The following is a 22,402-nucleotide window of genomic DNA, read 5'->3' on the forward strand; positions in this document are numbered from 1 at the left end:
TCAGTCCTTTGAGAATGAGCTTTCATATTACCTCTATTGCTATCCTTAACCTATTGAAGTTTGATTCTTTGGCTTCCGCAGGTAATTTGCCTAAACATCTAGAAAGTTTAATGGAAAAATCTAAAAGGTATGTTTTACCGAAAAAAAGAAGTAGAAACTACCCACGAGTTGTGAAAGGGAAACCACAGAAATACCCAAAAAAATGCCAGTCAATCTCTTAACTGACTGGCATTACTTCGATATGAAGGGCTTTTTGCCAAGAGATTAAACGCAGAATTAATCTAAAGGATTGCCAATAATATTGCTGATAATCCCTTTCATGATATGCGGTCCCTGCTCTTTACGCAGTTCCTCATACCATTCTTTGGTCACGGCTTCATCTTTCATATGTGTCACATCACAGCGTTTACGTGCACGCAAGACCAGCTCATTGGCACGCTCATTGCGTTTGTTCTGATAGCGTTTCAAGGCATCTTCCAGACCCAGCGTATTAATCTGTAAAGAACGAGCCAGATAGATTGCATCTTCCATGGCCTGGCAACCACCCTGACCAATATCCGGTGTGGTGCTATGTGCGGCATCACCAACAATTACAACACGACCTTTATAGAACTGGGCAAACGGTTCAATATCATGAATTTCAACCCGATTGGTTTTCTGTTCATCCAGCGCGTCAATCAGATGCTGAACCGGCGCACACCAACCTTCAAAATACTGTTTCAATAAGGTTTTATATTCTGCCCGATTATTCTCTAAACCGACCGGCAACGGTACATCAAAGAAGAAATAGAATTTTCCGTCTGCCACAGGCATCAGCGAAACGCGCTTACCTTGTCCGACAAATGTGGTCCATTGATCTGCTGGAGTAAGCTTTTCTGAAATTTCTACCAGACCATTCCAGTTGACATAACCGGCATAGCGACGAGAAACCTGTTCGCCCAGTACATAGGCACGGGTAATGGAATGGGTTCCATCTGCGCCAATCAGTAGGTCTGTTTTAATTTCTGTACCATCCGCAAATTTAACCAGAACACCGTCTTTCTGTTCTTGCAGCTCAACCATCTTCTTGCCCAGCTGAATATCTTCACGGCCAAACTCGTCCATCAACATGTTCTGTAAATCAGCACGTGCCACCGGATATGGACGTTGTCCCACTTCTTCAATCAAAGGCAATAAACTGAACTGGGTCATGGTGTCGCCCGTCAAACCATCAATATAGGCCAGCTGATCCATCTGACCACCGAGCTTGGCCACCTGCTCAGTTAAGCCCAGATAATTCAAACATTTTACCCCATTTGACCAAAGTGAAATTGCCGCGCCCACCGGTAAAATCTTTTCTGCCTGTTCATAGATGGTGACTTTATGCCCAAACTTTTTTAGTGCAATTCCTGTGGTCAATCCCCCCATCCCTGCACCAATAATTGTAATCTCCATCTATATGCTCCTCTCAAAATTGTGTTTCTTCCTCCCTGTGTAGCTAAAAGCGTGCCATTTCGAAAATAATGCACTGATTTTTCTCAAAAGTTGGCACAAGCCGTGCATTCATCTATTCATTAAAAACCTGTTTTTATAAGGTCTTTCAGCAGAATTACAGACTTTTATAAAAAATTAGATTCACGTTAAACATAATTTGAATGGAAGATAGTTATGGCAACATTATTTGCACCCATTTTCGAGATCCCTGCCCATATCCAGCAGCTTACCAACTTGGCTGATAGCCGGATTGGTGCAGAAATTCTTGAATGTTCAGATGATTTTTTTGCTGAAGCAAAACGAATGTTGCAATTTGATGCACCAATTTTTGTTGAAGATAAATTTGATAATCATGGCAAATGGATGGACGGCTGGGAAACCCGCCGCAAGCGTCATGCCGGCTATGACTGGGCGATTGTCAAACTGGGGGTAGCTGGAACCATCAAAGCACTAGATATTGATACCACATTCTTTACCGGAAACTATCCAGCTTCTGCTGCAGTTAAAGCCTGCTATGCACCAAATGGTGACTTAAGCACCGCAACCTGGCACTCAATTTTACCAAACAGTATATTAGGTCCGAGCCAGCATCATATTTTTAATATTGATTCAGACGAAGTCTTTACACATGTACGCCTAAATATTTTCCCTGACGGGGGTGTAGCTCGCTTTAAAGTCTATGGTGAAGTAAAAATTCAGGTTCAGGACAGCAATCAGGTGATTGATCTGGTCGCTCTGGAAAATGGCGGTCGTGTCATTGCCTATAGTGATGCGCACTTTGGTCATCCACGTAATCTGATTAATCCGGGGCGTGGCATCAATATGGGTGATGGCTGGGAAACCAAGCGCCGTCGTGCACCCGGCTTTGACTGGTGTATCTTGGCTCTGGGTCAGAGTGGTCAGATTGAAAAAATTGAGATTGATACCGCGCATTTTAAAGGTAACTTTCCTGCTCAAGTCTCTATCCAAGCGATTTATATTGAAGATGCGACTGACCAGCAGTTAATTCCGCAAAGTATGTTCTGGCCATTCCTGCTTGAAGCACAAGAGATGCAGATGGATCATATTCATAGCTTTGTTGAGGAAATCTTAAAACAGGGAAAAATTTCTCATATTCGGGTGAACATGATTCCGGATGGTGGCATTAGCCGGATTCGACTGTGGGGAAAAGTTGCCTGAGTAATTATATCTATGAGCATGCAAACCATAAAAATACAGCCCTTAACTGCTGAAAGTTTCTTGCCTTATGGCGAGGTCATTGCCTGCGAAGGCAATGATTTTTTCCATATTAATGATCAGCAGACCGAGCGTTATCATGCTCTGGCGGTTGCTGAAACAGATGCTAAAGTTGGTCTAAGTATTTTTAGAAATATTCAGACTACAGCCATTCCCTTTGCAATCGAAATGCTGGAACGTCACCCTGTCGGTTCACAAGCGTTCATCCCGATGCAGGGCCAGAAATTTCTAATTGTGGTTGCGCCTAATCTGGATCATGAAAAGCCTGATCTCAGTCAAATTCAGGCTTTTATCAGTAATGGTACACAAAGTGTAAATTACCGTGCCGGTACCTGGCATCATCCTTTGCTGACCTTTGAAGCTCCGAGTGATTTTGTGGTGATCGATCGGATCGGCACTGGTCCAAACTGTGATGTTTATACTTTTCCTGAAAAGATTTTTATCGAAAATTAAGCCCATTAAAAAGCCCTTATTGATAAGGGCTTTTTAATTTCTTATTTCTTATTTTAGAAATGATATTTCACTAAAGCACTCACGTTATTTTCATCTGCATCCGGAATACCGTATTTGTTATTCCAAACCGAATGCTCAATACCGAGATATAAATTGGTGTCAGGAGAAATATGCTTGCCGACATTCCATTTCCACTGAGTCGTCCAGTTCATCTCGCTCGCATGATCATCTTCAGCAGTTGACCAGTCCAGGAAGCCATCTACCAGGAATTCTTCTGTACCCAGTTTAAATGGCACACCATAGGTCAAGGTGAGCTGATAGTCGTCTTCCATATTTTCGTTATTTACACGATAAAGATTCACGCTGGCATAATTGAATTTTGGAATAGCCAGGTCGAAACCTACACCGTACAGGAAGTTATCAAAACCTTCACCACCTTCCCAAGTCGTTGCGACCAGCACATCTTTCACTGGACCGAATGCCAGCTTTTGACCTGAAACTTCACCCAGACTTAAACGTGGTGAAAATTCAAAATAGCTTGATTTAATATCATCGGAACCACGCATACGGTCAATGAAAAAGAAGACATCTGCATATTTAACTTTTGCAGCGTATTCAACAGTTAGGGTTGCCTGTTTTTTATCTACAACTTCATAGTTTTCCCCATAAAGCCCAGTAACGCTAAAATCCTGCCAGACTGGTTTTGCCTGTGCAGATGCTGCACCCCATGCAAGTAATGTTGCAGCAGCAACTTGAGTAAATTTCATAAATAAGGTTCCCCAATGGAATTAAAAATCTCATTCTGGATTAAGCAAGAACAAAGCCAACTTTTTTAATTTTTGATAAAAAAGCCCATGACTGGCATGGGCATATGGAGGAAATCATACTTTAATGCAGCGTTTCTGCAATCTTTTCCGGAACCTCTGTTTTCGACTTGAACATTTGCAGATGATTAAACAGAATGTTTAAAAGGATCGCCATTAAACAGGTTGAACTGATGCCAGAATGAAATAGGGTTTGAAACCATTTTGGAAAATTAGCATAGAAAGAATAGTCAATAATCGGGATCATGCCGGCTGCAATTGAAGTTGCAACAATAATCAAATTCTTTTGCTCGTTATAATCAATTTTTGCCAGAGTTCGGATGCCGCTTGCAGCCACTGTACCAAATAGCACCAATCCTGCACCACCAAGTACCGGAACCGGAATTGCGGCGATTAGTCGGCCCATAATTGGAAGTAATCCCAAAACCACTAAAATCATACCGCCAGCAGCGACCACAAAACGGCTTTTAATCCCGGTAATGGCTACCAGCCCGACGTTCTGTGCAAAAGCACTTTGCATGAATGAACCAAAAATCGGTGCAACTGCACTTGAGAACATATCTGCACGCAGACCATTGGAAATACGTTCTGAATCTACTTTGGTTCCAACAATTTCACCTACAGCAATAATATCAGCTGTTGTTTCAGTCATAATCACCAGCGTCACGATCAGCATGGAAATGATTGCACTGAGTTCAAAAGTTGGCATGCCGAAAGCAAAGAAACTCGGAAATTGTACCCATGCACCATTGCCGACTTTACTAAAATCGCCAAAACCAAACAGATAAGCCAGCATTGAACCCAATACGATCGCCAATAAAATAGACAGGCGACGAATCGAGGCATTTCTACTCAAGTTTAGACAGATCACAATGGCCAAGGTCATCACGGCCAAACTGATATTTTCTACACTTCCCCATTCAGGTGCATTTTTATTGCCCCCCATCATCCAGCGAACGGCTACGGGTAAAAGTGATAAACCGATAATCGTGATCACACAGCCGGTCACGACTGGCGGGAAAAAACGGATAATTCTAGAAAAATAAGGCGCAAGGAAGAAACCAATTAATGAAGCTATGATGACTGCACCATAAACAGCTGATAAGCCGCCACCTGTAGTTACAATCGCCACCATCGTCGCCACACCCGCAAAGGAAACCCCTTGTACCAGTGGCAATTTAGCCCCGATATATTTCACTCCAATGGTTTGTAAAATCGTAGCCAGACCGCCAACAAACAATGCAGCCGCAATCAATAAACCGATTTGTGTAGCTTCCAAACCTGCGGCAGTACCCACAATGAGTGGTGGTGCGATAATACCACCGTACATGGTCAATACATGTTGCAAGCCATAGGCTGCACTTTTGCCTGCGCCCAGATATTCATGTTCTGGTGAAATGTTGGTGCTTTGTTCTGTCATTCTTTTTCTCTCCCTGAAAGCTTGAATAAAAAAATCAGCTTCCGCGATATGTGGAGTACGCGAATGGGCTGATCAGTAAAGGAATATGAAAGTGCTGAGAGGCATCTTTCACCTGAAAATGAATGACTGCTTTAGGAAAGAAAGTTTCTAGACCTAAGCCTTCAAAATAATCAGAAGTAGCAAATTCAAGACTGTATTTACCTTCCTCAAATTCGGTTAAACCAAAATCTGTGACTCGACCATCTGCATTGGTAAATGCTTTTCCGAGTAATTCACCTTTTTCATCAAAGAGTTTGATTAAAACATGTGCTGCAGGTTTGCCGAGATGCGTATCTAAGATATGAGTGCTGATCATGCTTGCAGCTCCTGTGACAGTCTTAATAAAGCGATTTCCGCCAGTTGCGTATGAACAATACCTTTTTCAGTTTCCGGATCATTAACTAAACGGTCTTTCAAGGCATTCAGCACTTCTTGGCTATTTAAACCAGCCGCTTTAATCAGGAAGATATAGCCATATTTTTTTTCATAAGCAATATTGCCTTCTAGCAAAGCTTGCTGAGTTGCTTCGTCCTGAGTTATCGCAGCCTGTTCACGATTGGAAAAGTTTTTTTCAACTTCGCTTAATTCAGCCTGTGCCTTTTTTTCACCAATACGTGGATGATTATCCAAAGCTGCTTTGATTTCGTCCCAGGTCCAGGTTGCAGCCTGTTGTCTGGCTATATTCAATACATCTTCAACAGATGCATAAGGACGCTTTGCTTCAATCTGGGTCGACCAGCTCGGTATTTGCACACAGTGCTTTAAAAAGGTAATGGCCTCTTCTGGAGATGCCTGATTAAATTCAACGAGTTGCACTATTAAATCGCCTGATGATATTCATTTTTTGTTCAGTACAGGTTTTGCAATAACAGTGCCAAATCTTTTTGATCTTATATTTTTATATGATGTATAAAGCAAAAAAAGAGAACTCAAGGTTCTCTTTTTTAATATATTTTTCTCAGTTTGGTGCGTGATATTTATACCAATGTGCTGCAATATCACCCCGTCGGCAAATCCACACCTTTTCATGACCTTGCACATAATCGAGGAACTTTTGTAGGGCTTTGAAGCGTCCCGGCCGCCCTAAAATACGACAATGCATCCCAATCGATAACATTTTTGGTTCAGTTTCACCTTCAGCATAGAGCACATCAAAGGCATCTTTTAAATATTGATAGAATTGCTCCCCACTATTAAAGCCGCCCGGTGAACTAAATTTCATATCATTGCTTTCTAAAGTATAGGGGATGATCAAATGAGGGCGTGTTTCCCCTGCCTGATTGGTCAATGTGCTCCAAAATGGCAAGTCATCTCCGTAGTTGTCGCAGTCATATTGAATCTGAGGAAATTCAGCCAGTAATTGACGGGTATTTGGACTATCCCGACCGGTATACCAACCAATCGGTGCTTCGCCGAACAGGGTTTCCAGTACGCTAATCGCCTGATCCATATACTGGCGTTCAAGTTCAATCGGCATGTCCTGATAATGCACCCAGCGCTGACCATGTGACACTACATCATAATTGGCTTCTTTAATCGCTTCGACTATATAAGGATTGCGGATTAAAGCCATCCCAACCCCAAAAATAGTCATCGGCAGATTACGCTTTTTAAACTCATTGTGAATCCGCCAGAAACCTGCACGTGAGCCATATTCATACATAGAATCCATCGACATGTGTTTGTCTGGAAAGCTGGCTGCGCCAATAATGTCAGATAGAAACTGTTCTGAACCGGCATCACCATGTTCAATGTGGTTTTCACCACCTTCTTCATAATTCAGTACAAACTGAACTGCGACACGGGCCTGATTAGGCCATTCTACTTTTGGTACATCGCCATGATAGCCAATCAAATCACGTGAATAAGGCTGGTTTCGAATTTGACCTATGAGTTCTTGTCCGCGTAGATATGTGCTGGTCACGTTTAATCCCTGATGTGTTATATCAAACAGTAAAATTGAATAAGCGTGACAAGCAATTTATGCGCCAAAAAGGTTCATTAAATTTTCATGAAGTTTCATTAATAGTTCGATCTAATCTAGGATGATTAGGAACTGTAAGACCATAATTATTGAATATTCTTTCTACTCTAAAATAGGGAATTTTATTTTTACTACATATCTTTTTAAGTTTTTCCTCATCTTTGGATGAAATTTTAATTCCACCAATTACAGTACAAATTAAATCTGTATAAGGAATTTTTTGGATCGGTTCATTTGTATAAGGTCTTAAAATTCTAAACTCTTTTTCATAGCTCCATTCTTCAGATTTCGTTGTATAGATCTCTAATATTTTCCATTTAGGGTTTAAACGATCCTTTAATGTAATTAGTGGCATTTCATTAGAATATCTTATAGGAATAGGTAAAAAGTTCTTATATTTTTGACTAGATATAAGCATATCTCTTTTATGAAATTTAAATTCTGTTAAAAAACCTTTATGAAAATCTGCATAATGAGACCACATAAGAATATTAAGTGGGTTGTGGTTTAAGCAGCAGATTCCCATGCGACTATTAATATCTTGAAAATAACTAAGGTTATTTATATCTTTAGTTTCTATCTCTTTTAATTGTTTAGCTGATCCTAGACAAAATAATGGACAGCACGTGCCTCTAAAGATAACGTAACTTTAATCTTTGGAGATTCAAGAAATGGCTAAACGTTTTAGTCCCGAATTTAAACAGCAAGCGATTGATTATGCACTTTCAAACTCACACGAGTCTGTAGCTGCAATCGCCCAGAAATTAGGTGTGGGTTATTCAACATTAGATAAATGGATTCGTGAAACCAATCCGGCAGGTTCAAGCAAACGTCAACTTTCACCAGAACAACAGCGGATCGTGGAATTAGAGAAAGAAGTCAAACAGCTCAAGGAAGCCAATGACATCTTAAAAAAAGCGCATGTGTACTTTCTAACAGATCATGCCAAGAAAAGTACACGGTAATTCAAGATCTAGATATGAATGAAGTCACCGTATCTTCTGCCTGTAAATGCCTGGGTGTCAGCACTTCAGGCTATTATACCTGGCGAAAACATCAAGCCAATACGGCACAGAAATATAATGACTTAAAAGCCGTATATTGGCAGCATCATGCACGATTGGGTGCACCTTCATTAGTACATGACATGCATGATTTAGGTTACAACATGAGCGAACGTACTATTGGAAGGATCCTAAAAAAGCTTGGTTTACGTAGCAGGATTGCACGTAAATACAAGCATACGACTGATTCAACCCATCGTTTGCCTACAGCACCCAACTTGTTGGATCGCCAATTTACAGCTACTCAGCCTAATAAAGTCTGGACAACAGACATTACCTATATCCGCACTAAAGAAGGTTGGTTGTATTTATGTGTGATGCTAGATTTATTTAGCCGTCGTATCGTGGGGTGGCAAACCAGCCATCGAATAGACCGCCAGTTGGTGTGTGATACGTTTAACTATGCAATGGCTCGTCAGGGTTATCCAACTGGTGTTATGGTTCATTCGGACCAAGGCTCACAGTACTGTAGTCGTGATTTTAGAGCGCTGTTACTGAAAAATGATTGTACTCAGAGTATGTCTAGACGTGGAAACTGTTGGGATAATGCAGTGACTGAAAGCTTCTTTCATACATTAAAAGGTCATGTGGTACATGGCAGTGTGTTTTCGACTCGAAAAGAAGCGAATGCTGTCTTGTTTGACTATATTGAAATTTATTACAATCGAGTCAGAAGACATTCTGCAAACGGCTGGTTAAGTCCAGAAGCCTTTGAACAGAAATATATTAAAAGTTTAGAGGGGCTGGTTGTCCACGATACTGTCTAGGATCAAGCTAACTTTTGTGCCTCCTCCATAGCTATATTTATACGGCAGTATTTCCAAAATATATTTTGTACTTCTTCCGCTGAGTGATGGTAACTATCATCCACAGCATACACACAGTCTAAAGGATCATTAAATTTTTCAGGCTTTGTAAAACTTATAGTCCCTTCTGTTAGAAGCTTTAATCGACTATCAGTAATAGGCTGATGTTTATATAAATATATGTAGTTTTCATCTTGATAAACGAATGGATATTCTAAAATATTGAGCAAATTAGCAAACTCTATCTAATCTATTGAATTAGTAATCTATATACTTTTTAAACATACTCATCAAGATCAAAAATAAGAAAATACCCCTCATCCTAACCTTCTCCCAAAGGGAGAAGGAACTTTCCAAGAATTTATTTAAATAGTGGAAATTCCCTCTCCTTTAAGGAGAGGGTCAGGGAGAGGTAATTAAAACAAGAAATACCTTTGCGCCATCGGCAACACTTCCGCTGGCTCACAAGTCAAATGCACACCATCAGCACGAACTTCATAAGTTTCTGGATGCACTTCCATCACAGGACAGTAATTATTATGTTTCATATCCTGTTTAGTTACCTGGCGTGTCGCCTTACATGGTGAAATCAACTTTTTCAGACCTAATTTTTCATGTACGCCATTCTCAATTGCGACTTGCGACAAGAACGTAATACAGGTGTTATGCACTCCACGCGGATAAGCCCCAAACATTGGACGATAATGCACAGGCTGTGGCGTTGGAATAGAAGCATTAATATCACCCATCGGCGCTGCTGCAATCATCCCACCTTTGATAATCATGGATGGTTTCACCCCAAAGAATGCAGGTTTCCACAATACCAGATCAGCTAACTTACCTTCTTCAACAGAGCCAATTTCATGGCTTAAACCGTGAGTAATTGCAGGATTAATCGTATATTTGGCGATATAACGTTTAACCCGATTATTGTCCCTATAGGCTGTATCACCTTCCAAAGGCCCACGTTGCACTTTCATTTTATGCGCCGTTTGCCAAGTCCGTAAAATTACTTCACCCACACGACCCATCGCCTGAGAGTCTGATGACATCATGGCAATCGCACCCATATCCTGCAATATATCTTCTGCAGCAATGGTTTCGCGTCGGATACGGCTTTCTGCAAAGGCCACATCTTCTGCAATCGCTGGATCTAAATGGTGACAGACCATCAACATGTCTAAATGTTCATCGATGGTATTGACGGTATATGGACGAGTTGGATTAGTTGAAGATGGCAATACATTCGGTTGACCAATGGCTTTTAGAATGTCCGGTGCATGTCCGCCACCTGCACCTTCAGTATGATAAGTATGAATGGTTCGATTTTTAAAAGCTGCTAAAGTTTCTTCTAGAAAGCCACTTTCGTTTAGTGTGTCAGTGTGAATCGCGACCTGCACATCGTACTGGTCGGCCACAGTCAGACAGTTATCAATCGCTGCTGGTGTCGAGCCCCAATCTTCATGCAATTTTAAACCCACTACACCAGCTTTAATTTGTTCTGCAATTGGCTCTGGCTGGCTCAAGTTACCTTTACCCAATAAACCAATATTCATTGGTAAATCATCAATCGCTTGTAGCATTGTGGCAATATGCCAAGGCCCTGGAGTCACGGTTGTCGCAGAAGTTCCAGCTGCCGGACCTGTACCGCCGCCGACCATCGTGGTTGTGCCAGACATCAGTGCCGTTTCAACTTGCTGCGGACAGATCCAGTGAATATGGGTATCAATTCCGCCAGCTGTTAATATTTGTCCTTCGCCAGCAATGACTTCTGTAGCCGCGCCAAGTGGAATAGTAATATTTGGCTGAATATCCGGATTACCGGCTTTACCGATTTTCCAGATTCGACCATTTTTTAAGCCTATATCTGCTTTAACAATGCCCCACCAGTCGACAATCAGCGCATTTGTAATGACAGTGTCAGCCACTTCAGATGACAAAAGTTGTGATTGACCCATACCATCACGAATGACCTTGCCGCCACCAAATTTAACTTCTTCACCATAAGTGGTGAAATCCTGTTCGACTTCAATGAATAATTCAGTATCAGCTAGACGAACACGATCTCCTACAGTCGGTCCAAACATTTCGGCATAAGCACGACGTGACATTTTCATGATTTATAAACCTTTATAATTCTGCTGCAATTTTTATGAATCGAGCTTGCCCATGATTCGCCCGGCGAAACCGTAAACCTCACGTTTACCTGCTAGTGCAACCAATTCCACATCACGTTTTTGCCCTGGCTCAAAACGAATCGCCGTACCAGCAGCAATATTTAAGCGAAAGCCTTTGGCCAGCTCACGATCAAATTGCAAGGCATCATTGGCTTCAGCAAAGTGAAAGTGTGATCCGACCTGAATCGGTCGATCACCAATATTAGCAACAGTCACTTTCAAGATTTCCCGACCGACATTCATTTCAATATCGCTCTCAGGTGTAAAAATTTCCCCTGGAATCATATGCTGCTCCTATACGATCGGTTGATGGACAGTGACCAGTTTTGATCCATCTGGAAAGGTTGCCTCGACCTGCACTTCTGCAATCATTTCCGGAATGCCTTCCATGACATCATCACGTGTCAGTAAAGTCGTACCGTAATGCATCAACTCACTGACCGTCATGCCATCACGCGCACCTTCAAGCAATGCCGCAGAAATATAGGCAATGGCTTCTGGATAATTCAGTTTTAAACCACGAGCTTTACGACGCTCTGCCACCAGACCCGCAGTAAAAATCAGCAGTTTATCTTTTTCTGTAGGATTGAGTTCCATAACTGGTTCCTCATTGATATATATGTATTTCTAAGCAAAATATGTGCAAGATTCGATATTTGGTGTTCTCTCCCTTTGGGAGGGAGTTAGAGGGAGGGTTTTAATAAATGTTTAATCACCTCTCCCTAACCCTCTCCTATAAGGAGAGGGAATTAAAGGATTACGTCCGCCAAATCCTCGGAAATGCCTCATCCAGACCGAACCAGTAACGTCTTAATCGAGCGCGAATTGCAGCAAAACCATCATGGCATTGACGGACATCATCTCCCAGAAAACGTGCACTAATTACATCGCTAAGCAAAGTCAAGGTAATCGGTACATCCATCCGCATAATAAGCTCACGAATTAAATCGAGATGCTGTTCCAGATAAAAACTCGCGCGATATTTTTCAGGCGGTACAGCCCAGAAGCTACCCATCACCGCATGTCCATTCATACCTAGACATGAACTGAGCCAGCGGTCATTGCCCTTAAAATTCAAGGTGTCTGCAACCAGCAATATGTCTTTGCGCCAAAGCTGAAACCGGTTTTGATAAGCTCCCTGTGCAAACTGCTCATCTCGTGCCTGACGGCCGATCACCAGCATATCCCAACCAATAAAACTGGCTGCTGCATCTAAGTGGACGATTGTTTCGGAACTGGCATTAGCGCCATCAAATAGCATGGTTTCTTGAGGCAGCCATTCAAAAATCGCATTGTCATTTAAACGGATATGAATGTGCTGAAAGGCCTGCTTGCCATTGGTTCTGTACCACTTACCCGCACCTGGTGTGGTCACCAAGGCATGAGCATTAGCATCTACCTGCATATCAAAAGTGAGATGATCCCCACCGGCAATCCCTGCTGGCGGATGCACGATAATGGCATGACAGATTCCGTTAGATTCAGGCCATAACATTTTCTGGATGCGTACCGGTCCATGATGCTTGCGGTGCTGCAAAATGGTTCGCGTAGTCTGTTGCTGCGCCTGAAATCCCATTTCCAGACGTGCATACCATAAGTTCTGCTGCGTGCTTTTTTCTGCCAGTTCGTGCATCAACAAATCAACTCAATTTCATCTGCGAATAATTAACGAAGCATTAAGCCAAGCCAATGACAGCAACAACTGCAGCTAAACCACCAACGATCTGCTTGCCATAAGGCACATATTTTTTCACGAATGCACCCAGAGCCAAGCCTGCACCATAAATCAAAGCCATTGCTGAAACCATGCCAACAATTAATAGCGATACATGACCACCTTGACCCAATTCACTTCCATGCGCTACGCCGTGGAAGCTGGCCAATAAGATTGCAGCGACAGGCAAAACCTTATTCGATTTAGTCCACAGCGCAACAGCTAAAATGACCAGTGAAGCGATGATGCCTGACTCAGCCATTGAAGTTGAAAGCAGACCTTCGCTACCGAGCACAAAGCCTGCAACCATCGCTACTGCAAGACCGATGAGACCCGTGATTTTCCAGCGCTGATTTGTAGTCCACATCAATACACCAAAAGCAATTGCCATCATCAGGTGATCTAAACCGGTAAAAGGATGGACAAAGCCAGACCAGAATCCATTGTGATGGTCATGTCCCGCGTGAGCCATTGCCAACATAGGTAAAGCAGCAATACCTGCGACCAGTAACTGTTTGAATAGACGCATGATGAATTTCCCCTTAAGACTTAAATAAACCTTGTTTTTCGATAAAGCTGATAATCTCGTTCAAGCCATCTTGTGTTTTCATATTAGAAAATAAAAATGGTTTATCGCCACGCATCCGCTTCGCGTCCTGATCCATCACCTCCAGGCTGGCACCGACCATTGGCGCCAAATCTGTTTTATTGATAATCAGCAAATCCGACTTGGTAATTCCAGGACCACCTTTACGTGGAATCTTCTCGCCACCGGCAACATCGATCACATAGAGAGTTAGATCGGACAATTCGGGACTAAAGGTTGCCGCAAGGTTATCGCCACCACTTTCAATAATGATCAGCTCTAGTCCATCAAACTTTTCACACAAATCATCAATCGCAGCCAGGTTAATGGACGCATCTTCACGAATCGCAGTATGTGGACAACCACCTGTTTCTACACCGACAATGCGGTCTGGCGACATCGCTTCATGACGGGTTAAAAAGTTCGAGTCTTCTTTAGTGTAGATGTCATTGGTCACCACTGCCATATTGTATTTTTCACGCAGTGCAAGACATAAATTCAGGGTTAAAGCGGTTTTACCTGATCCAACCGGACCACCAATTCCAACGCGTAATGGACTACGTTCTGACATGTTGATTTCCTTTATTACATTTTCTATGCACCAGTTTTAATGATGCTTTTCAATTTTTTTACTGCTAATCTAATCTGAAAATTAAGACCGAAATAAGCGTGAATACTGGGTTTCGTGCGACATGCTTAACATGGCATATTGCGGTAATGCGCTGCTGATTTCATGATCGTCCAAAGCTAATGCAACCTGTACAGCTTCAGGAATTTCCTGATGTAATTGCCAGATAATCCGCTGCCCGCTCATTTGCCCGAGTGGAATGGTTTTTACTGCTGCCAGCACCTGATTTTCCAAAACTGTAAAGCTATAAGCAGTTAAGACATCGGCAAGATCTAAGCCTAGCTCACCACATAAATGTGCATACACCGGCACAAACCCTAATTGCTTTTTTACGCTCGGCGGCTGCTTTAACACATCTCTAATCCATGCATTCAAGGAAAATGCCAACTGCTGTGATTCAGCCAGTAATTCTTTGGATTCTCGGCTCGCGCGGTATAGCTCTGCCCAATACTGAAACTGTTCAGGATCATTAAAAGACTCCACCAGACGCTTGAGTACGGGAAGCTCAAAACGCACCAGCAGCATTTCCAATACTTCTTGGAAATAGCTCACACAAGAGGCTTCATCATGCACCATGCCTTTTTCAATCGCGCTTTCCACCCCTTGTGAATAACAGTACGCTCCAATCGGCAACGCCGTTGAAGATAGAGTCAGCAAGCTGAGCAGCTGAGACGCATTAGTGATGGACATGATGTAACGCCTTGATTGGGCTTAAACGGTGGTCATGCTGATGCTGTGCATAAGCCCCACTTTCAGGTTCAAATGGGTGCATGACTTCATTAACTTCAAGACCTAAACCTTGCACCATTTCAGCCAGTACATGATCTGGTTCAAAGTACAATGCAGTAGGTGTGAGCATTAGAGGAACATGACGATTCCCCAGATGATAGGCTGCTTTCAATAAGTCAAAGCTATTGTCCGTAGTCACCTGAATCAATTTTTCAGGCTTCGCATCGACCCGAAGAATGTCACCCTGTTCAGTTGCTATAAAAGAACCACTACGCAAGATTCCAGTACGTGGTAAATCTGCACCAATATCGACACCATTTTTTAAAGTTGCACGAAAACGGCTCTTTTGTCGTGTATCGAATGTGAGTTCAAGAGACTCAAAATCACTTTCTGGTGCAATGTTTTCCAAACGTTGCGTATAAATTTTCATAACTACCCTACTGATGCTGATAAATCCTGTATTTGTTCCAAATTGAAACCAAATAATTTTTAGCATTTAAAATTTGCATCAAAATAAAGCAGTTATCGTGCCAACTTGGTTTGTTAAAAGATCTAAAATTGAATGAAAGATAAAATCTCAATTTTTTTTGTTGAGCTAATCCGTAAGTTAAATTATTTTCTTGATTCAAAAATTTAAGCTAATATCTCTACAATTATTAAATAAGAATATGAGAGATAAATGGCAAAATTCTTAAATACAAGCGGCACAAATTTCTTTTTAGAAGAACTCATTAAAAATGCCAAAGAACGTCTAATTTTAATTAGCCCATATTTGCGTCTCAATGATCGTATTAAAGAGCTATTGGAAGACAAAGATCGGCTAAAAATTGATATCCGTATTGTTTACGGTAAAAGTGATCTGCATCCTGATGAAATTAAATGGATGCAAAAACTGGATTATGTGCGTCTAAGTTTTTGTAAAAATCTACATGCAAAATGCTATTTGAATGAATCAGAGTGCATCATTTCAAGCTTGAATCTCTATGAATTTAGCCAAGTGAATAACAATGAAATGGGGATTCTAATCCGCAAGTACGAAGATAATGATGTATTTAAAGAAGCTTATGAAGAAGCACAACGGATTATTCGAATTAGTGATGAAGTCCGTATTACTTTAGATGAGGTAAAAGCAGAGACCATCCCAACTGAAGAGAATAAATCAGAAGAAAATACAGCGTTCACGAAGCTGACCACAGCGAAGCTTGCAGCAAAACTAGGCTTAAAAACAGCAGACACTTTTGAGAAATTGATTGCCAAAGGTTATCTAACACTCAATGAAAATGGAAAGCATTTTTTAACAGATGAAGGTAAATCTGCAGGTGGAGAATTCCGAACTGGACAATATGGCATGTATTTTTTATGGAGTGAGAATACAGAGATTTAATTATATTTATAAATCCCTCCAAACCTCCCTTTGTAAAAGGGAGGCTTTAAAAGCAGTATGACTAAATTGCCACCAGATCCCGAATCCCTTTTTCTGGCATTTCACTTCCAATACCTTGAGCAATCACTTGCCCACGTGCCATGACGGTATAACCATCTGCCAGTTCTTCAGCAAAGTCATAGAACTGTTCTACCAGAACAATTGCCATTTCACCGCCATCAGCCAACTTACGAATTACCCGACCAATATCTTTAATGATAGATGGCTGAATCCCCTCAGTCGGTTCATCCAAAATGAGCACACGCGGTTCAGATGCCAATGCGCGAGCAATCGCCAGTTGTTGTTGCTGGCCACCGGATAAGTCACCGCCGCGTCGATACTTCATTTCTTCTAATACCGGAAAAATCTCATAAAGATGTTCCGGAACTTTACGGGTTTTGGCTCCTTTAAATTTCGCCATGCCAATCAAAATATTTTCTTCTACTGTTAGGGTTGAAAAGATATCTCGTCCTTGTGGCACATAAGCCAAACCTGCCCGTACCCGCTGTTCAGGACTCAGTTTGGCAATATCTTTGCCATCTAAAAGGATCTGACCTGATTTGATGGGCAAAATTCCCATCAGACATTTCAGTAATGTCGTTTTACCAACACCGTTACGACCCAAAACCACTGAGCACTCACCGACAGGCGCATTGAAAGACACATCACGTAAAATGTGACTACCGCCATAAAACTGATTTACATCTTTAACATCTAGCATCAGTCAGCCCCTTAACGTCCAAGATATTTTTCAATGACCTCTTCATTGGCCTGTACTTCTGCCAATGTGCCTTCGGCTAAAATCGCCCCTTGTGCCAGCACCGTGACTTTTTCACTAATAGTATCGATGAAGCTCATATCGTGTTCGACCACCACCAGCGTATGATTTTTTTTCAGCTCCAGACAAAGTTCAGCAGTCCGTTCGGTTTCGGCATCGGTCATCCCTGCCACTGGCTCATCCAGTAAAATGAGTTTTGGACGTTGCATCAGCAGCATACCAATTTCCAGCCATTGCTTCTGACCGTGCGATAAAAGCCCTGCAGGTTTGTGAATAAATTCCTGCAAGCGGATTTGCTGTAACGATTCATCCAAGGCATTTTGTGCATCCGGATCGAGCTTGCTGAAAAAGCTTTTTTTAACACGTTTATCTTTAGGTGCAGCCAAGAGCAGATTTTCCATCACGGTGAAATTTTCAAACACCGTTGGTTTCTGGAATTTACGCCCGATGCCAGCTTCTGCAATTTCTTCAGTACTCATTTTCGCCAGATTATAGGTTTGGCCAAAAAATGCAGAACCTTCAGTAGGACGGGTTTTCCCGGTAATGACATCCATCAACGTGGTTTTACCCGCGCCGTTTGGCCCAATGATGCAGCGCAATTCACCTTCTTCGATATACAGCGATAAATCATTTAAGGCACGGAAAGCATCAAACCAGACACTGACTTTTTCCAGATAAAGTGCGATCCCATGGCTAAAATCTGGCCCTTGCTCTTTTGGTCGGCCATAGCCTTCAGAAGCATGGCCGCCATGAGGTTGTAAAATTTCACTCATTCGCTACGCTCCTTTTTAAAACGGTCAAATAATCCAATCACGCCTTTAGGCAGGAAGATGGTGACCACAATAAATAATGCCCCCAGAATTAATAACCAGGCTTCTGGATAAGCGACAGTAAAGTAAGTTTTAACTGCATTAATTAAGCCTGCACCCAGGATCGGACCGATCAAGGTACCGCGACCGCCAGCCGCTACCCAGACTGCCATTTCAATCGAGTTCACCGGATTCATTTCGCTCGGATTAATAATCCCGGCTTGTGGTACATACAGTGCACCAGCGATACCTGCAATCACAGCAGATAATACCCAGGCTGAAAGCTTGTACCATAAGGTGCGGTAACCAAGATATTGCAGACGATTTTCACTATCACGAATCGCGCCAAGCACACGACCATAAGGTTTATTCATTAAATGGCGTAGACCAACAAAGCACAGCAATAACACCAGAGCCGTGATAAAACATAGGCTGGCACGCATTGGTGCTGATGTGATGTCCATGCCTAAAATGGTTTTGAAACCGGTAAAACCGTTATTCCCGCCAAAGCCTGTTTCATTGCGGAAGAATAAAAGTGCTGCCGCAAAAGTCATCGCCTGAGTAATAATCGAGAAGTAAACGCCTTTGATTTTTGAGCGGAAAGCAAAGAAGCCGAAAATAAAGGCAATTAGTCCTGGTACCAAGACCACAAGTATCATGGCCCACCAGAAATGATTAGTCCCCACCCAAAACCAGGGTAATTCAGTCCAGCTCAGAAAACGCATAAAGTCAGGCAAGCCATCACCTGCTGATTGACGCATCAGGTACATCCCGAATGCATAACCACCCAAGGCAAAGTACAGGCCATGACCTAAACTTAAAATACCGGCATAGCCCCAGACCAGATCAAGTGCTAAAGCCACCAACGCCAGGCACATGATCTTTCCGATCAAAGTTACCCAGTAAGCAGACAGATGCAGGCTCGAATCTGCTGGCAATAAATGCAGCCATGGCAATGCCAATAAAATAACAAAACAGATCGCAATTGCGAGTGCGCTATAAGGTTTATCTGAAAGTAATGATGTGATTTTCATAGGCTTACTCCACAAAGCGTCCTTTAATGGCAAACAAACCTTGTGGGCGTTTCTGAATAAACAAAATCACAAGAACCAAGAGAATAATTTTCGCCAATACTGCACCCATACCAATTTCCAGTACGGTTCCACTGACACCTAGTCCCAAAGCGGCAAGAACTGCACCCCATACTTGACCAACACCACCGACAACAACCACAAGGAAAGCATCGATAATGTAGTTCTGGCCCAAATCTGGTCCAACATTACCCACTTGCGCCAAGGCACAGCCGGCAAGACCGGCAAGACCTGAACCCAGACCAAATGCCATCATGTCAATCCGGCTGGATCGGATACCGACAGCACGAGCCATTTGACGGTTTTGCGTTACGGCACGGACAAATAAACCAAAACGGGTTTTATTCAGTAGATAAACAAGTAGCAGCAAGACAGCTACAGTAAAGACAATAATTGCAATACGGTTATAAGGCAGCATCAGGCTTGGAGTAATCGAGATCCCGCCTGAAAGCCATGAAATGTTAGAAACTTCGACATTTTGTGCCCCAAAGATCATCCGCACCACTTGCATCAGGATCAGGCTCACCCCAAAGGTTGCCAATAAGGTTTCCAGTTGACGGCCATATAAAGGACGAATCACGGTACGTTCGATCAGCATGCCAATCGCTGCACTGACAATAAATGCCGCAGGAATCGCTGCGATCAGATACCAATCTACCAAACCACTAAAATGCGATTTAAAGAAACTTTGCACTACATAAGTGGTATACGCCCCGATCATGATCAGCTCGCCATGCGCCATATTAATGACACCAAGCAAGCCATATGTAATGGCTAATCCTAAAGCCGCAAGCAATAAAATACTGGCAGTACTTAAACCGGAAAATACATGTCCAGCCCATTCACTGGCCTGAATTCGGGTTTTGATACTACTTCTGGCATCGACCAGCGCTGCTTTTAAATCAGGATGCAGATTTGGCTGAGCCAGTTCATTTTGAACCAGTGCAAGAACGTCTGGTCTGTTGGAATCTTTTAAAACTTTTGCCGCTTCTATTTTGGTCAGGACATTTTCAGATTGATAATCCAGACGTGCTTTTAACTGGGCAAAACGTGATTTAACCGTATTGTTTTTTTCATTTAAATACATCTGATTGATGGCTTTAGCATCAAGTTCGGACAAGTTATTTTCCAGAATATCAATCGCCTCAAGTCGCTGAGAGGCTTCTTCTGAATTTAATTTCTTTTTTGCTAAACCAAAGGTCAGTGCTTTATTTAAGGTATTTACCAGCGTAATTTGCGATAAATCAGATGGCCAGGTTTCCACGGTTTTTCCGTCAGGATAGCTAACCAGTTTGTCTTCTGCTTCCAGAATATAAGTATTGCCTGAACTGTCAGTATAAAGCTGATCTTTTTCAACAAACTCTGCCAGCTGATCAAGTTGTTCAACACTGGCAGGCCACTGGTTTAATAAAGCACGACGAGTGGCAAAGTCCCCACGAACAAACTGCTGAATAGCATCAAGTGACTGTTGAGATGATTGCGATACGGTTGTTTCGCTAGATTGAGTTTCCGCATGCACCATATTGAGACACAAACACTGACTCAAAATTAAAAAAATGGCCGCGAGATTTAGGCGAGTGGACATGAGTGCCCTCCCTATTTATATATTTAACGCTGTCCCGTCCGGGAGATGAAAAACCAGAAAGGCCTACTGCCGGAGCAGCAGGCTTTGGAGGAAATTATTTAGGAATGTATGGGCTCCATGGCTCAGCAGCGATGGTTTTCGGAGTCTTATAAACCACGTCAAACTGACCATCACCACGGATCTGACCAATCATCACTGGTTTATGTAAATGATGGTTGTTAGCATCCATTTGTAACTGATAGCCAGATGGTGCATCAAAGGTCTGACCTGCCATCGCTTCACGAACTTTATCCACCTCAGTAGAACCGGCTTTTTCTACCGCCTGTTTCCACATATTGATACCCACATAAGTCGCTTCCATCGGGTCATTGGTTACAAACTTGTCTGCATTAGGCAATTTGTATTCCACGGCATACTGTTTCATCTTGCCGCTGAATTCAGTATTTTTCGGATTTTTCACGGACATGAAGTAGTTCCATGCCGCTAAATGGCCGACCAATGGCTTGGTATCAATACCACGAAGCTCTTCTTCACCTACAGAGAATGCCATAACTGGAATATCAGAAGCTTTAATGCCCTGGTTACCCAATTCACGATAGAACGGTACGTTTGAATCGCCGTTGATGGTTGAGATCACCGCAGTCTTTTTGCCTGCAGCAAATTTTTTCACATTGCCGACAATGGTTTGATAATTACTATGACCAAATGGTGTGTACTCTTCCATGATGTCAGCATCAGCAACGCCTTTAGATTTCAGGAAAGCACGAAGAATTTTGTTGGTGGTACGCGGATAAACATAGTCTGTACCTAGTAATACAAAGCGTTCTGCTTTACCGCCTTCTTCACTCATCAGATATTCAACAGCAGGAATCGCTTGCTGGTTAGGTGCAGCACCGGTATAGAAAATATTTTTAGACTGTTCCTGACCTTCGTATTGGACTGGATAGAACAATAAGCCGTTTAACTCTTCAACCACTGGCAATACCGATTTACGTGATACCGAAGTCCAGCAACCAAAGATGACCGCAACTTTATCCTGAGTGATGAGCTGACGTGCTTTTTCAGCAAATAGTGGCCAGTCAGATGCTGGATCAACGATAACCGGTTCAAGCTTTTTACCTAAGACCCCCCCATTGGCATTGATTTCATTAATCGCCATCAATGCTGTGTCTTTTAATGAAGTTTCAGAAATGGCCATCGTGCCAGATAAAGAATGTAAAATACCAACCTTAATCGTTTCCCCACTAGTTGCAGCTGCTTTCGGCTCAGAGGTAGCGGCCGTTTTATCTTCAGGCGACTTTGAACAACCTGTTAAAGTCAGTATTCCCAACATTGCAGCAACAATTAAATTTTTAGAAAACTTTTTTTGTTCGACTTTCATGTACTTCTCTCCAACCTTAGTTAGGCTTTTTTAGAAAATTTGAGAGAAGCTATTCAAATACTGTGCCACTTTTAATTTATAATTTTAACCCACTGAATTTCATTATGATTATCTATTTAAAATAAAAATAGAGATTAATTTTTGCACCAATAAATACATGTTGCCCTAAAATAGAAAATAAATTCTGAGGCGAAAAATCAAT

25 protein-coding genes and 1 pseudogene are annotated in these 22,402 nt (G+C 42.2%); 5 read left to right on the forward strand and 21 right to left on the reverse strand.

Annotated elements, in window-relative coordinates; translation table 11 throughout:
- Window positions 1-221: pseudogene (locus FTU72_RS16265) on the forward strand (DDE transposase); the annotation flags it as partial.
- Window positions 222-276: 55 nt separating this feature from the next.
- Here the strand turns inward: FTU72_RS16265 and hpxO are convergent.
- Window positions 277-1,434, reverse strand: a complete 1,158-nt coding sequence (hpxO, locus tag FTU72_RS07085; protein WP_180001970.1) for an FAD-dependent urate hydroxylase HpxO — start codon at window positions 1,432-1,434, stop codon at window positions 277-279.
- Window positions 1,435-1,647: 213 nt separating this feature from the next.
- Here hpxO and alc point away from each other — a divergent pair, with 213 nt between their 5' ends.
- Window positions 1,648-2,652 carry an allantoicase gene (gene alc / locus FTU72_RS07090; RefSeq protein WP_180001969.1) on the forward strand — a complete coding sequence of 335 codons (1,005 nt, stop codon included), beginning with the start codon at window positions 1,648-1,650 and terminating at the stop codon, window positions 2,650-2,652.
- 12 nt (window positions 2,653-2,664) lie between these two features.
- On the forward strand, window positions 2,665-3,162 hold the full coding sequence (locus tag FTU72_RS07095) for an ureidoglycolate lyase (protein ID WP_175967571.1): 498 nt from the start codon (window positions 2,665-2,667) through the stop codon (window positions 3,160-3,162).
- A 53-nt stretch (window positions 3,163-3,215) separates the two neighbouring features.
- On the opposite strand, the gene FTU72_RS07100 is transcribed toward FTU72_RS07095, so the two are convergent.
- The 6 genes from FTU72_RS07100 to FTU72_RS07125 form a co-directional block, all read right to left on the reverse strand.
- Window positions 3,216-3,929 carry an outer membrane protein OmpK gene (locus tag FTU72_RS07100; protein WP_180012320.1) on the reverse strand — a complete coding sequence of 238 codons (714 nt, stop codon included), beginning with the start codon at window positions 3,927-3,929 and terminating at the stop codon, window positions 3,216-3,218.
- Between the two features lie 121 nt (window positions 3,930-4,050).
- Window positions 4,051-5,406 carry a nucleobase:cation symporter-2 family protein gene (locus tag FTU72_RS07105; RefSeq protein WP_125278692.1) on the reverse strand — a complete coding sequence of 452 codons (1,356 nt, stop codon included), beginning with the start codon at window positions 5,404-5,406 and terminating at the stop codon, window positions 4,051-4,053.
- Between the two features lie 34 nt (window positions 5,407-5,440).
- A complete protein-coding gene (gene uraH / locus FTU72_RS07110) occupies window positions 5,441-5,761 on the reverse strand; it encodes a hydroxyisourate hydrolase (protein ID WP_180012322.1) in 321 nt (106 codons plus the stop codon).
- On the reverse strand, window positions 5,758-6,261 hold the full coding sequence (gene uraD, locus FTU72_RS07115) for a 2-oxo-4-hydroxy-4-carboxy-5-ureidoimidazoline decarboxylase (protein WP_180012324.1): 504 nt from the start codon (window positions 6,259-6,261) through the stop codon (window positions 5,758-5,760). The genes uraH and uraD overlap by 4 nt, the downstream gene beginning before the upstream one ends.
- Before the next feature lie 142 nt (window positions 6,262-6,403).
- Entirely contained in the window at window positions 6,404-7,369 is a 966-nt protein-coding gene (gene puuE, locus FTU72_RS07120; protein WP_180012326.1) for an allantoinase PuuE, read from the reverse strand.
- Window positions 7,370-7,454: 85 nt separating this feature from the next.
- Window positions 7,455-7,913 carry a DUF2971 domain-containing protein gene (locus FTU72_RS07125; RefSeq protein WP_180052590.1) on the reverse strand — a complete coding sequence of 153 codons (459 nt, stop codon included), beginning with the start codon at window positions 7,911-7,913 and terminating at the stop codon, window positions 7,455-7,457.
- A gap of 187 nt (window positions 7,914-8,100) precedes the next feature.
- Between FTU72_RS07125 and FTU72_RS07130 the strand changes: the two genes are divergently transcribed.
- Window positions 8,101-9,260 (forward strand): IS3 family transposase gene (locus tag FTU72_RS07130; RefSeq protein WP_179993407.1). Its coding sequence is split into 2 segments (ribosomal slippage): window positions 8,101-8,335 and window positions 8,335-9,260, totalling 1,161 coding nucleotides; the frame shifts between segments, so codons are not numbered across the junction.
- A gap of 2 nt (window positions 9,261-9,262) precedes the next feature.
- Here FTU72_RS07130 and FTU72_RS07135 read toward each other — a convergent pair.
- The 9 genes from FTU72_RS07135 to ureE form a co-directional block, all read right to left on the reverse strand.
- Window positions 9,263-9,529: a hypothetical protein gene (locus FTU72_RS07135; RefSeq protein ID WP_180052591.1), complete on the reverse strand. Its 267-nt coding sequence runs from the start codon at window positions 9,527-9,529 to the stop codon at window positions 9,263-9,265.
- A gap of 186 nt (window positions 9,530-9,715) precedes the next feature.
- Window positions 9,716-11,416: an urease subunit alpha gene (ureC, locus tag FTU72_RS07140; protein ID WP_180012330.1), complete on the reverse strand. Its 1,701-nt coding sequence runs from the start codon at window positions 11,414-11,416 to the stop codon at window positions 9,716-9,718.
- Between the two features lie 33 nt (window positions 11,417-11,449).
- A complete protein-coding gene (locus FTU72_RS07145) occupies window positions 11,450-11,761 on the reverse strand; it encodes an urease subunit beta (protein WP_004785857.1) in 312 nt (103 codons plus the stop codon).
- A 9-nt stretch (window positions 11,762-11,770) separates the two neighbouring features.
- Window positions 11,771-12,073: an urease subunit gamma gene (ureA, locus tag FTU72_RS07150; protein ID WP_004785859.1), complete on the reverse strand. Its 303-nt coding sequence runs from the start codon at window positions 12,071-12,073 to the stop codon at window positions 11,771-11,773.
- Window positions 12,074-12,233: 160 nt separating this feature from the next.
- Window positions 12,234-13,109, reverse strand: coding sequence for an urease accessory protein UreD (locus FTU72_RS07155; protein WP_180012331.1), 876 nt, complete (start codon window positions 13,107-13,109; stop codon window positions 12,234-12,236).
- Window positions 13,110-13,152: 43 nt separating this feature from the next.
- Window positions 13,153-13,719 carry a HupE/UreJ family protein gene (locus tag FTU72_RS07160; protein WP_180012334.1) on the reverse strand — a complete coding sequence of 189 codons (567 nt, stop codon included), beginning with the start codon at window positions 13,717-13,719 and terminating at the stop codon, window positions 13,153-13,155.
- Window positions 13,720-13,732: 13 nt separating this feature from the next.
- Window positions 13,733-14,347, reverse strand: coding sequence for an urease accessory protein UreG (gene ureG / locus FTU72_RS07165; RefSeq protein WP_004785864.1), 615 nt, complete (start codon window positions 14,345-14,347; stop codon window positions 13,733-13,735).
- 81 nt (window positions 14,348-14,428) lie between these two features.
- Window positions 14,429-15,094 carry an urease accessory protein UreF gene (locus FTU72_RS07170; protein WP_180012336.1) on the reverse strand — a complete coding sequence of 222 codons (666 nt, stop codon included), beginning with the start codon at window positions 15,092-15,094 and terminating at the stop codon, window positions 14,429-14,431.
- On the reverse strand, window positions 15,081-15,563 hold the full coding sequence (gene ureE / locus FTU72_RS07175) for an urease accessory protein UreE (protein ID WP_180012338.1): 483 nt from the start codon (window positions 15,561-15,563) through the stop codon (window positions 15,081-15,083). The genes FTU72_RS07170 and ureE overlap by 14 nt, the downstream gene beginning before the upstream one ends.
- 249 nt (window positions 15,564-15,812) lie before the next feature.
- Between ureE and FTU72_RS07180 the strand changes: the two genes are divergently transcribed.
- On the forward strand, window positions 15,813-16,517 hold the full coding sequence (locus FTU72_RS07180; protein ID WP_004785869.1) for a phospholipase D family protein: 705 nt from the start codon (window positions 15,813-15,815) through the stop codon (window positions 16,515-16,517).
- Between the two features lie 61 nt (window positions 16,518-16,578).
- Here FTU72_RS07180 and urtE read toward each other — a convergent pair whose 3' ends face one another.
- The 5 genes from urtE to urtA form a co-directional block, all read right to left on the reverse strand.
- Complete coding sequence (urtE, locus tag FTU72_RS07185; RefSeq protein WP_180012340.1) at window positions 16,579-17,277, reverse strand: urea ABC transporter ATP-binding subunit UrtE; 699 nt, start codon at window positions 17,275-17,277, stop codon at window positions 16,579-16,581.
- A gap of 11 nt (window positions 17,278-17,288) precedes the next feature.
- Complete coding sequence (gene urtD / locus FTU72_RS07190; RefSeq protein ID WP_179992534.1) at window positions 17,289-18,107, reverse strand: urea ABC transporter ATP-binding protein UrtD; 819 nt, start codon at window positions 18,105-18,107, stop codon at window positions 17,289-17,291.
- On the reverse strand, window positions 18,104-19,177 hold the full coding sequence (urtC, locus tag FTU72_RS07195) for an urea ABC transporter permease subunit UrtC (protein ID WP_034705328.1): 1,074 nt from the start codon (window positions 19,175-19,177) through the stop codon (window positions 18,104-18,106). Before urtC ends, urtD begins: the two co-directional genes overlap by 4 nt.
- A 4-nt stretch (window positions 19,178-19,181) precedes the next feature.
- A complete protein-coding gene (gene urtB / locus FTU72_RS07200) occupies window positions 19,182-20,819 on the reverse strand; it encodes an urea ABC transporter permease subunit UrtB (RefSeq protein WP_005235555.1) in 1,638 nt (545 codons plus the stop codon).
- Between the two features lie 94 nt (window positions 20,820-20,913).
- Window positions 20,914-22,200 carry an urea ABC transporter substrate-binding protein gene (urtA, locus tag FTU72_RS07205; RefSeq protein ID WP_159123013.1) on the reverse strand — a complete coding sequence of 429 codons (1,287 nt, stop codon included), beginning with the start codon at window positions 22,198-22,200 and terminating at the stop codon, window positions 20,914-20,916.
- Window positions 22,201-22,402: the final 202 nt, after the last annotated feature.

It is taken from the genome of Acinetobacter sp. YH12137 (genome assembly GCF_013418535.1).
Taxonomy (GTDB): domain Bacteria; phylum Pseudomonadota; class Gammaproteobacteria; order Pseudomonadales; family Moraxellaceae; genus Acinetobacter.

Bases quoted from the DNA above. Each gene is read 5' to 3' on its own strand.
- ureC (WP_180012330.1), bottom strand. From the start codon at position 11,416: ATGAAAATGTCACGTCGTGCTTATGCCGAAATGTTTGGACCGACTGTA.
- urtD (WP_179992534.1), bottom strand. From the start codon at position 18,107: ATGAGTGAAATTTTACAACCTCATGGCGGCCATGCTTCTGAAGGCTAT.
- FTU72_RS07160 (WP_180012334.1), bottom strand. From the start codon at position 13,719: ATGCGTCTATTCAAACAGTTACTGGTCGCAGGTATTGCTGCTTTACCT.
- FTU72_RS07125 (WP_180052590.1), bottom strand. From the start codon at position 7,913: ATGTGGTCTCATTATGCAGATTTTCATAAAGGTTTTTTAACAGAATTT.
- urtC (WP_034705328.1), bottom strand. From the start codon at position 19,177: ATGAAAATCACATCATTACTTTCAGATAAACCTTATAGCGCACTCGCA.
- ureG (WP_004785864.1), bottom strand. From the start codon at position 14,347: ATGTCAGAACGTAGTCCATTACGCGTTGGAATTGGTGGTCCGGTTGGA.
- FTU72_RS07095 (WP_175967571.1), top strand. From the start codon at position 2,665: ATGAGCATGCAAACCATAAAAATACAGCCCTTAACTGCTGAAAGTTTC.
- FTU72_RS07100 (WP_180012320.1), bottom strand. From the start codon at position 3,929: ATGAAATTTACTCAAGTTGCTGCTGCAACATTACTTGCATGGGGTGCA.
- ureA (WP_004785859.1), bottom strand. From the start codon at position 12,073: ATGGAACTCAATCCTACAGAAAAAGATAAACTGCTGATTTTTACTGCG.
- urtA (WP_159123013.1), bottom strand. From the start codon at position 22,200: ATGAAAGTCGAACAAAAAAAGTTTTCTAAAAATTTAATTGTTGCTGCA.
- uraH (WP_180012322.1), bottom strand. From the start codon at position 5,761: ATGATCAGCACTCATATCTTAGATACGCATCTCGGCAAACCTGCAGCA.
- FTU72_RS07170 (WP_180012336.1), bottom strand. From the start codon at position 15,094: ATGTCCATCACTAATGCGTCTCAGCTGCTCAGCTTGCTGACTCTATCT.
- FTU72_RS07145 (WP_004785857.1), bottom strand. From the start codon at position 11,761: ATGATTCCAGGGGAAATTTTTACACCTGAGAGCGATATTGAAATGAAT.
- FTU72_RS07180 (WP_004785869.1), top strand. From the start codon at position 15,813: ATGGCAAAATTCTTAAATACAAGCGGCACAAATTTCTTTTTAGAAGAA.
- FTU72_RS07105 (WP_125278692.1), bottom strand. From the start codon at position 5,406: ATGACAGAACAAAGCACCAACATTTCACCAGAACATGAATATCTGGGC.
- alc (WP_180001969.1), top strand. From the start codon at position 1,648: ATGGCAACATTATTTGCACCCATTTTCGAGATCCCTGCCCATATCCAG.
- FTU72_RS07155 (WP_180012331.1), bottom strand. From the start codon at position 13,109: ATGCACGAACTGGCAGAAAAAAGCACGCAGCAGAACTTATGGTATGCA.
- ureE (WP_180012338.1), bottom strand. From the start codon at position 15,563: ATGAAAATTTATACGCAACGTTTGGAAAACATTGCACCAGAAAGTGAT.
- hpxO (WP_180001970.1), bottom strand. From the start codon at position 1,434: ATGGAGATTACAATTATTGGTGCAGGGATGGGGGGATTGACCACAGGA.
- urtB (WP_005235555.1), bottom strand. From the start codon at position 20,819: ATGTCCACTCGCCTAAATCTCGCGGCCATTTTTTTAATTTTGAGTCAG.
- urtE (WP_180012340.1), bottom strand. From the start codon at position 17,277: ATGCTAGATGTTAAAGATGTAAATCAGTTTTATGGCGGTAGTCACATT.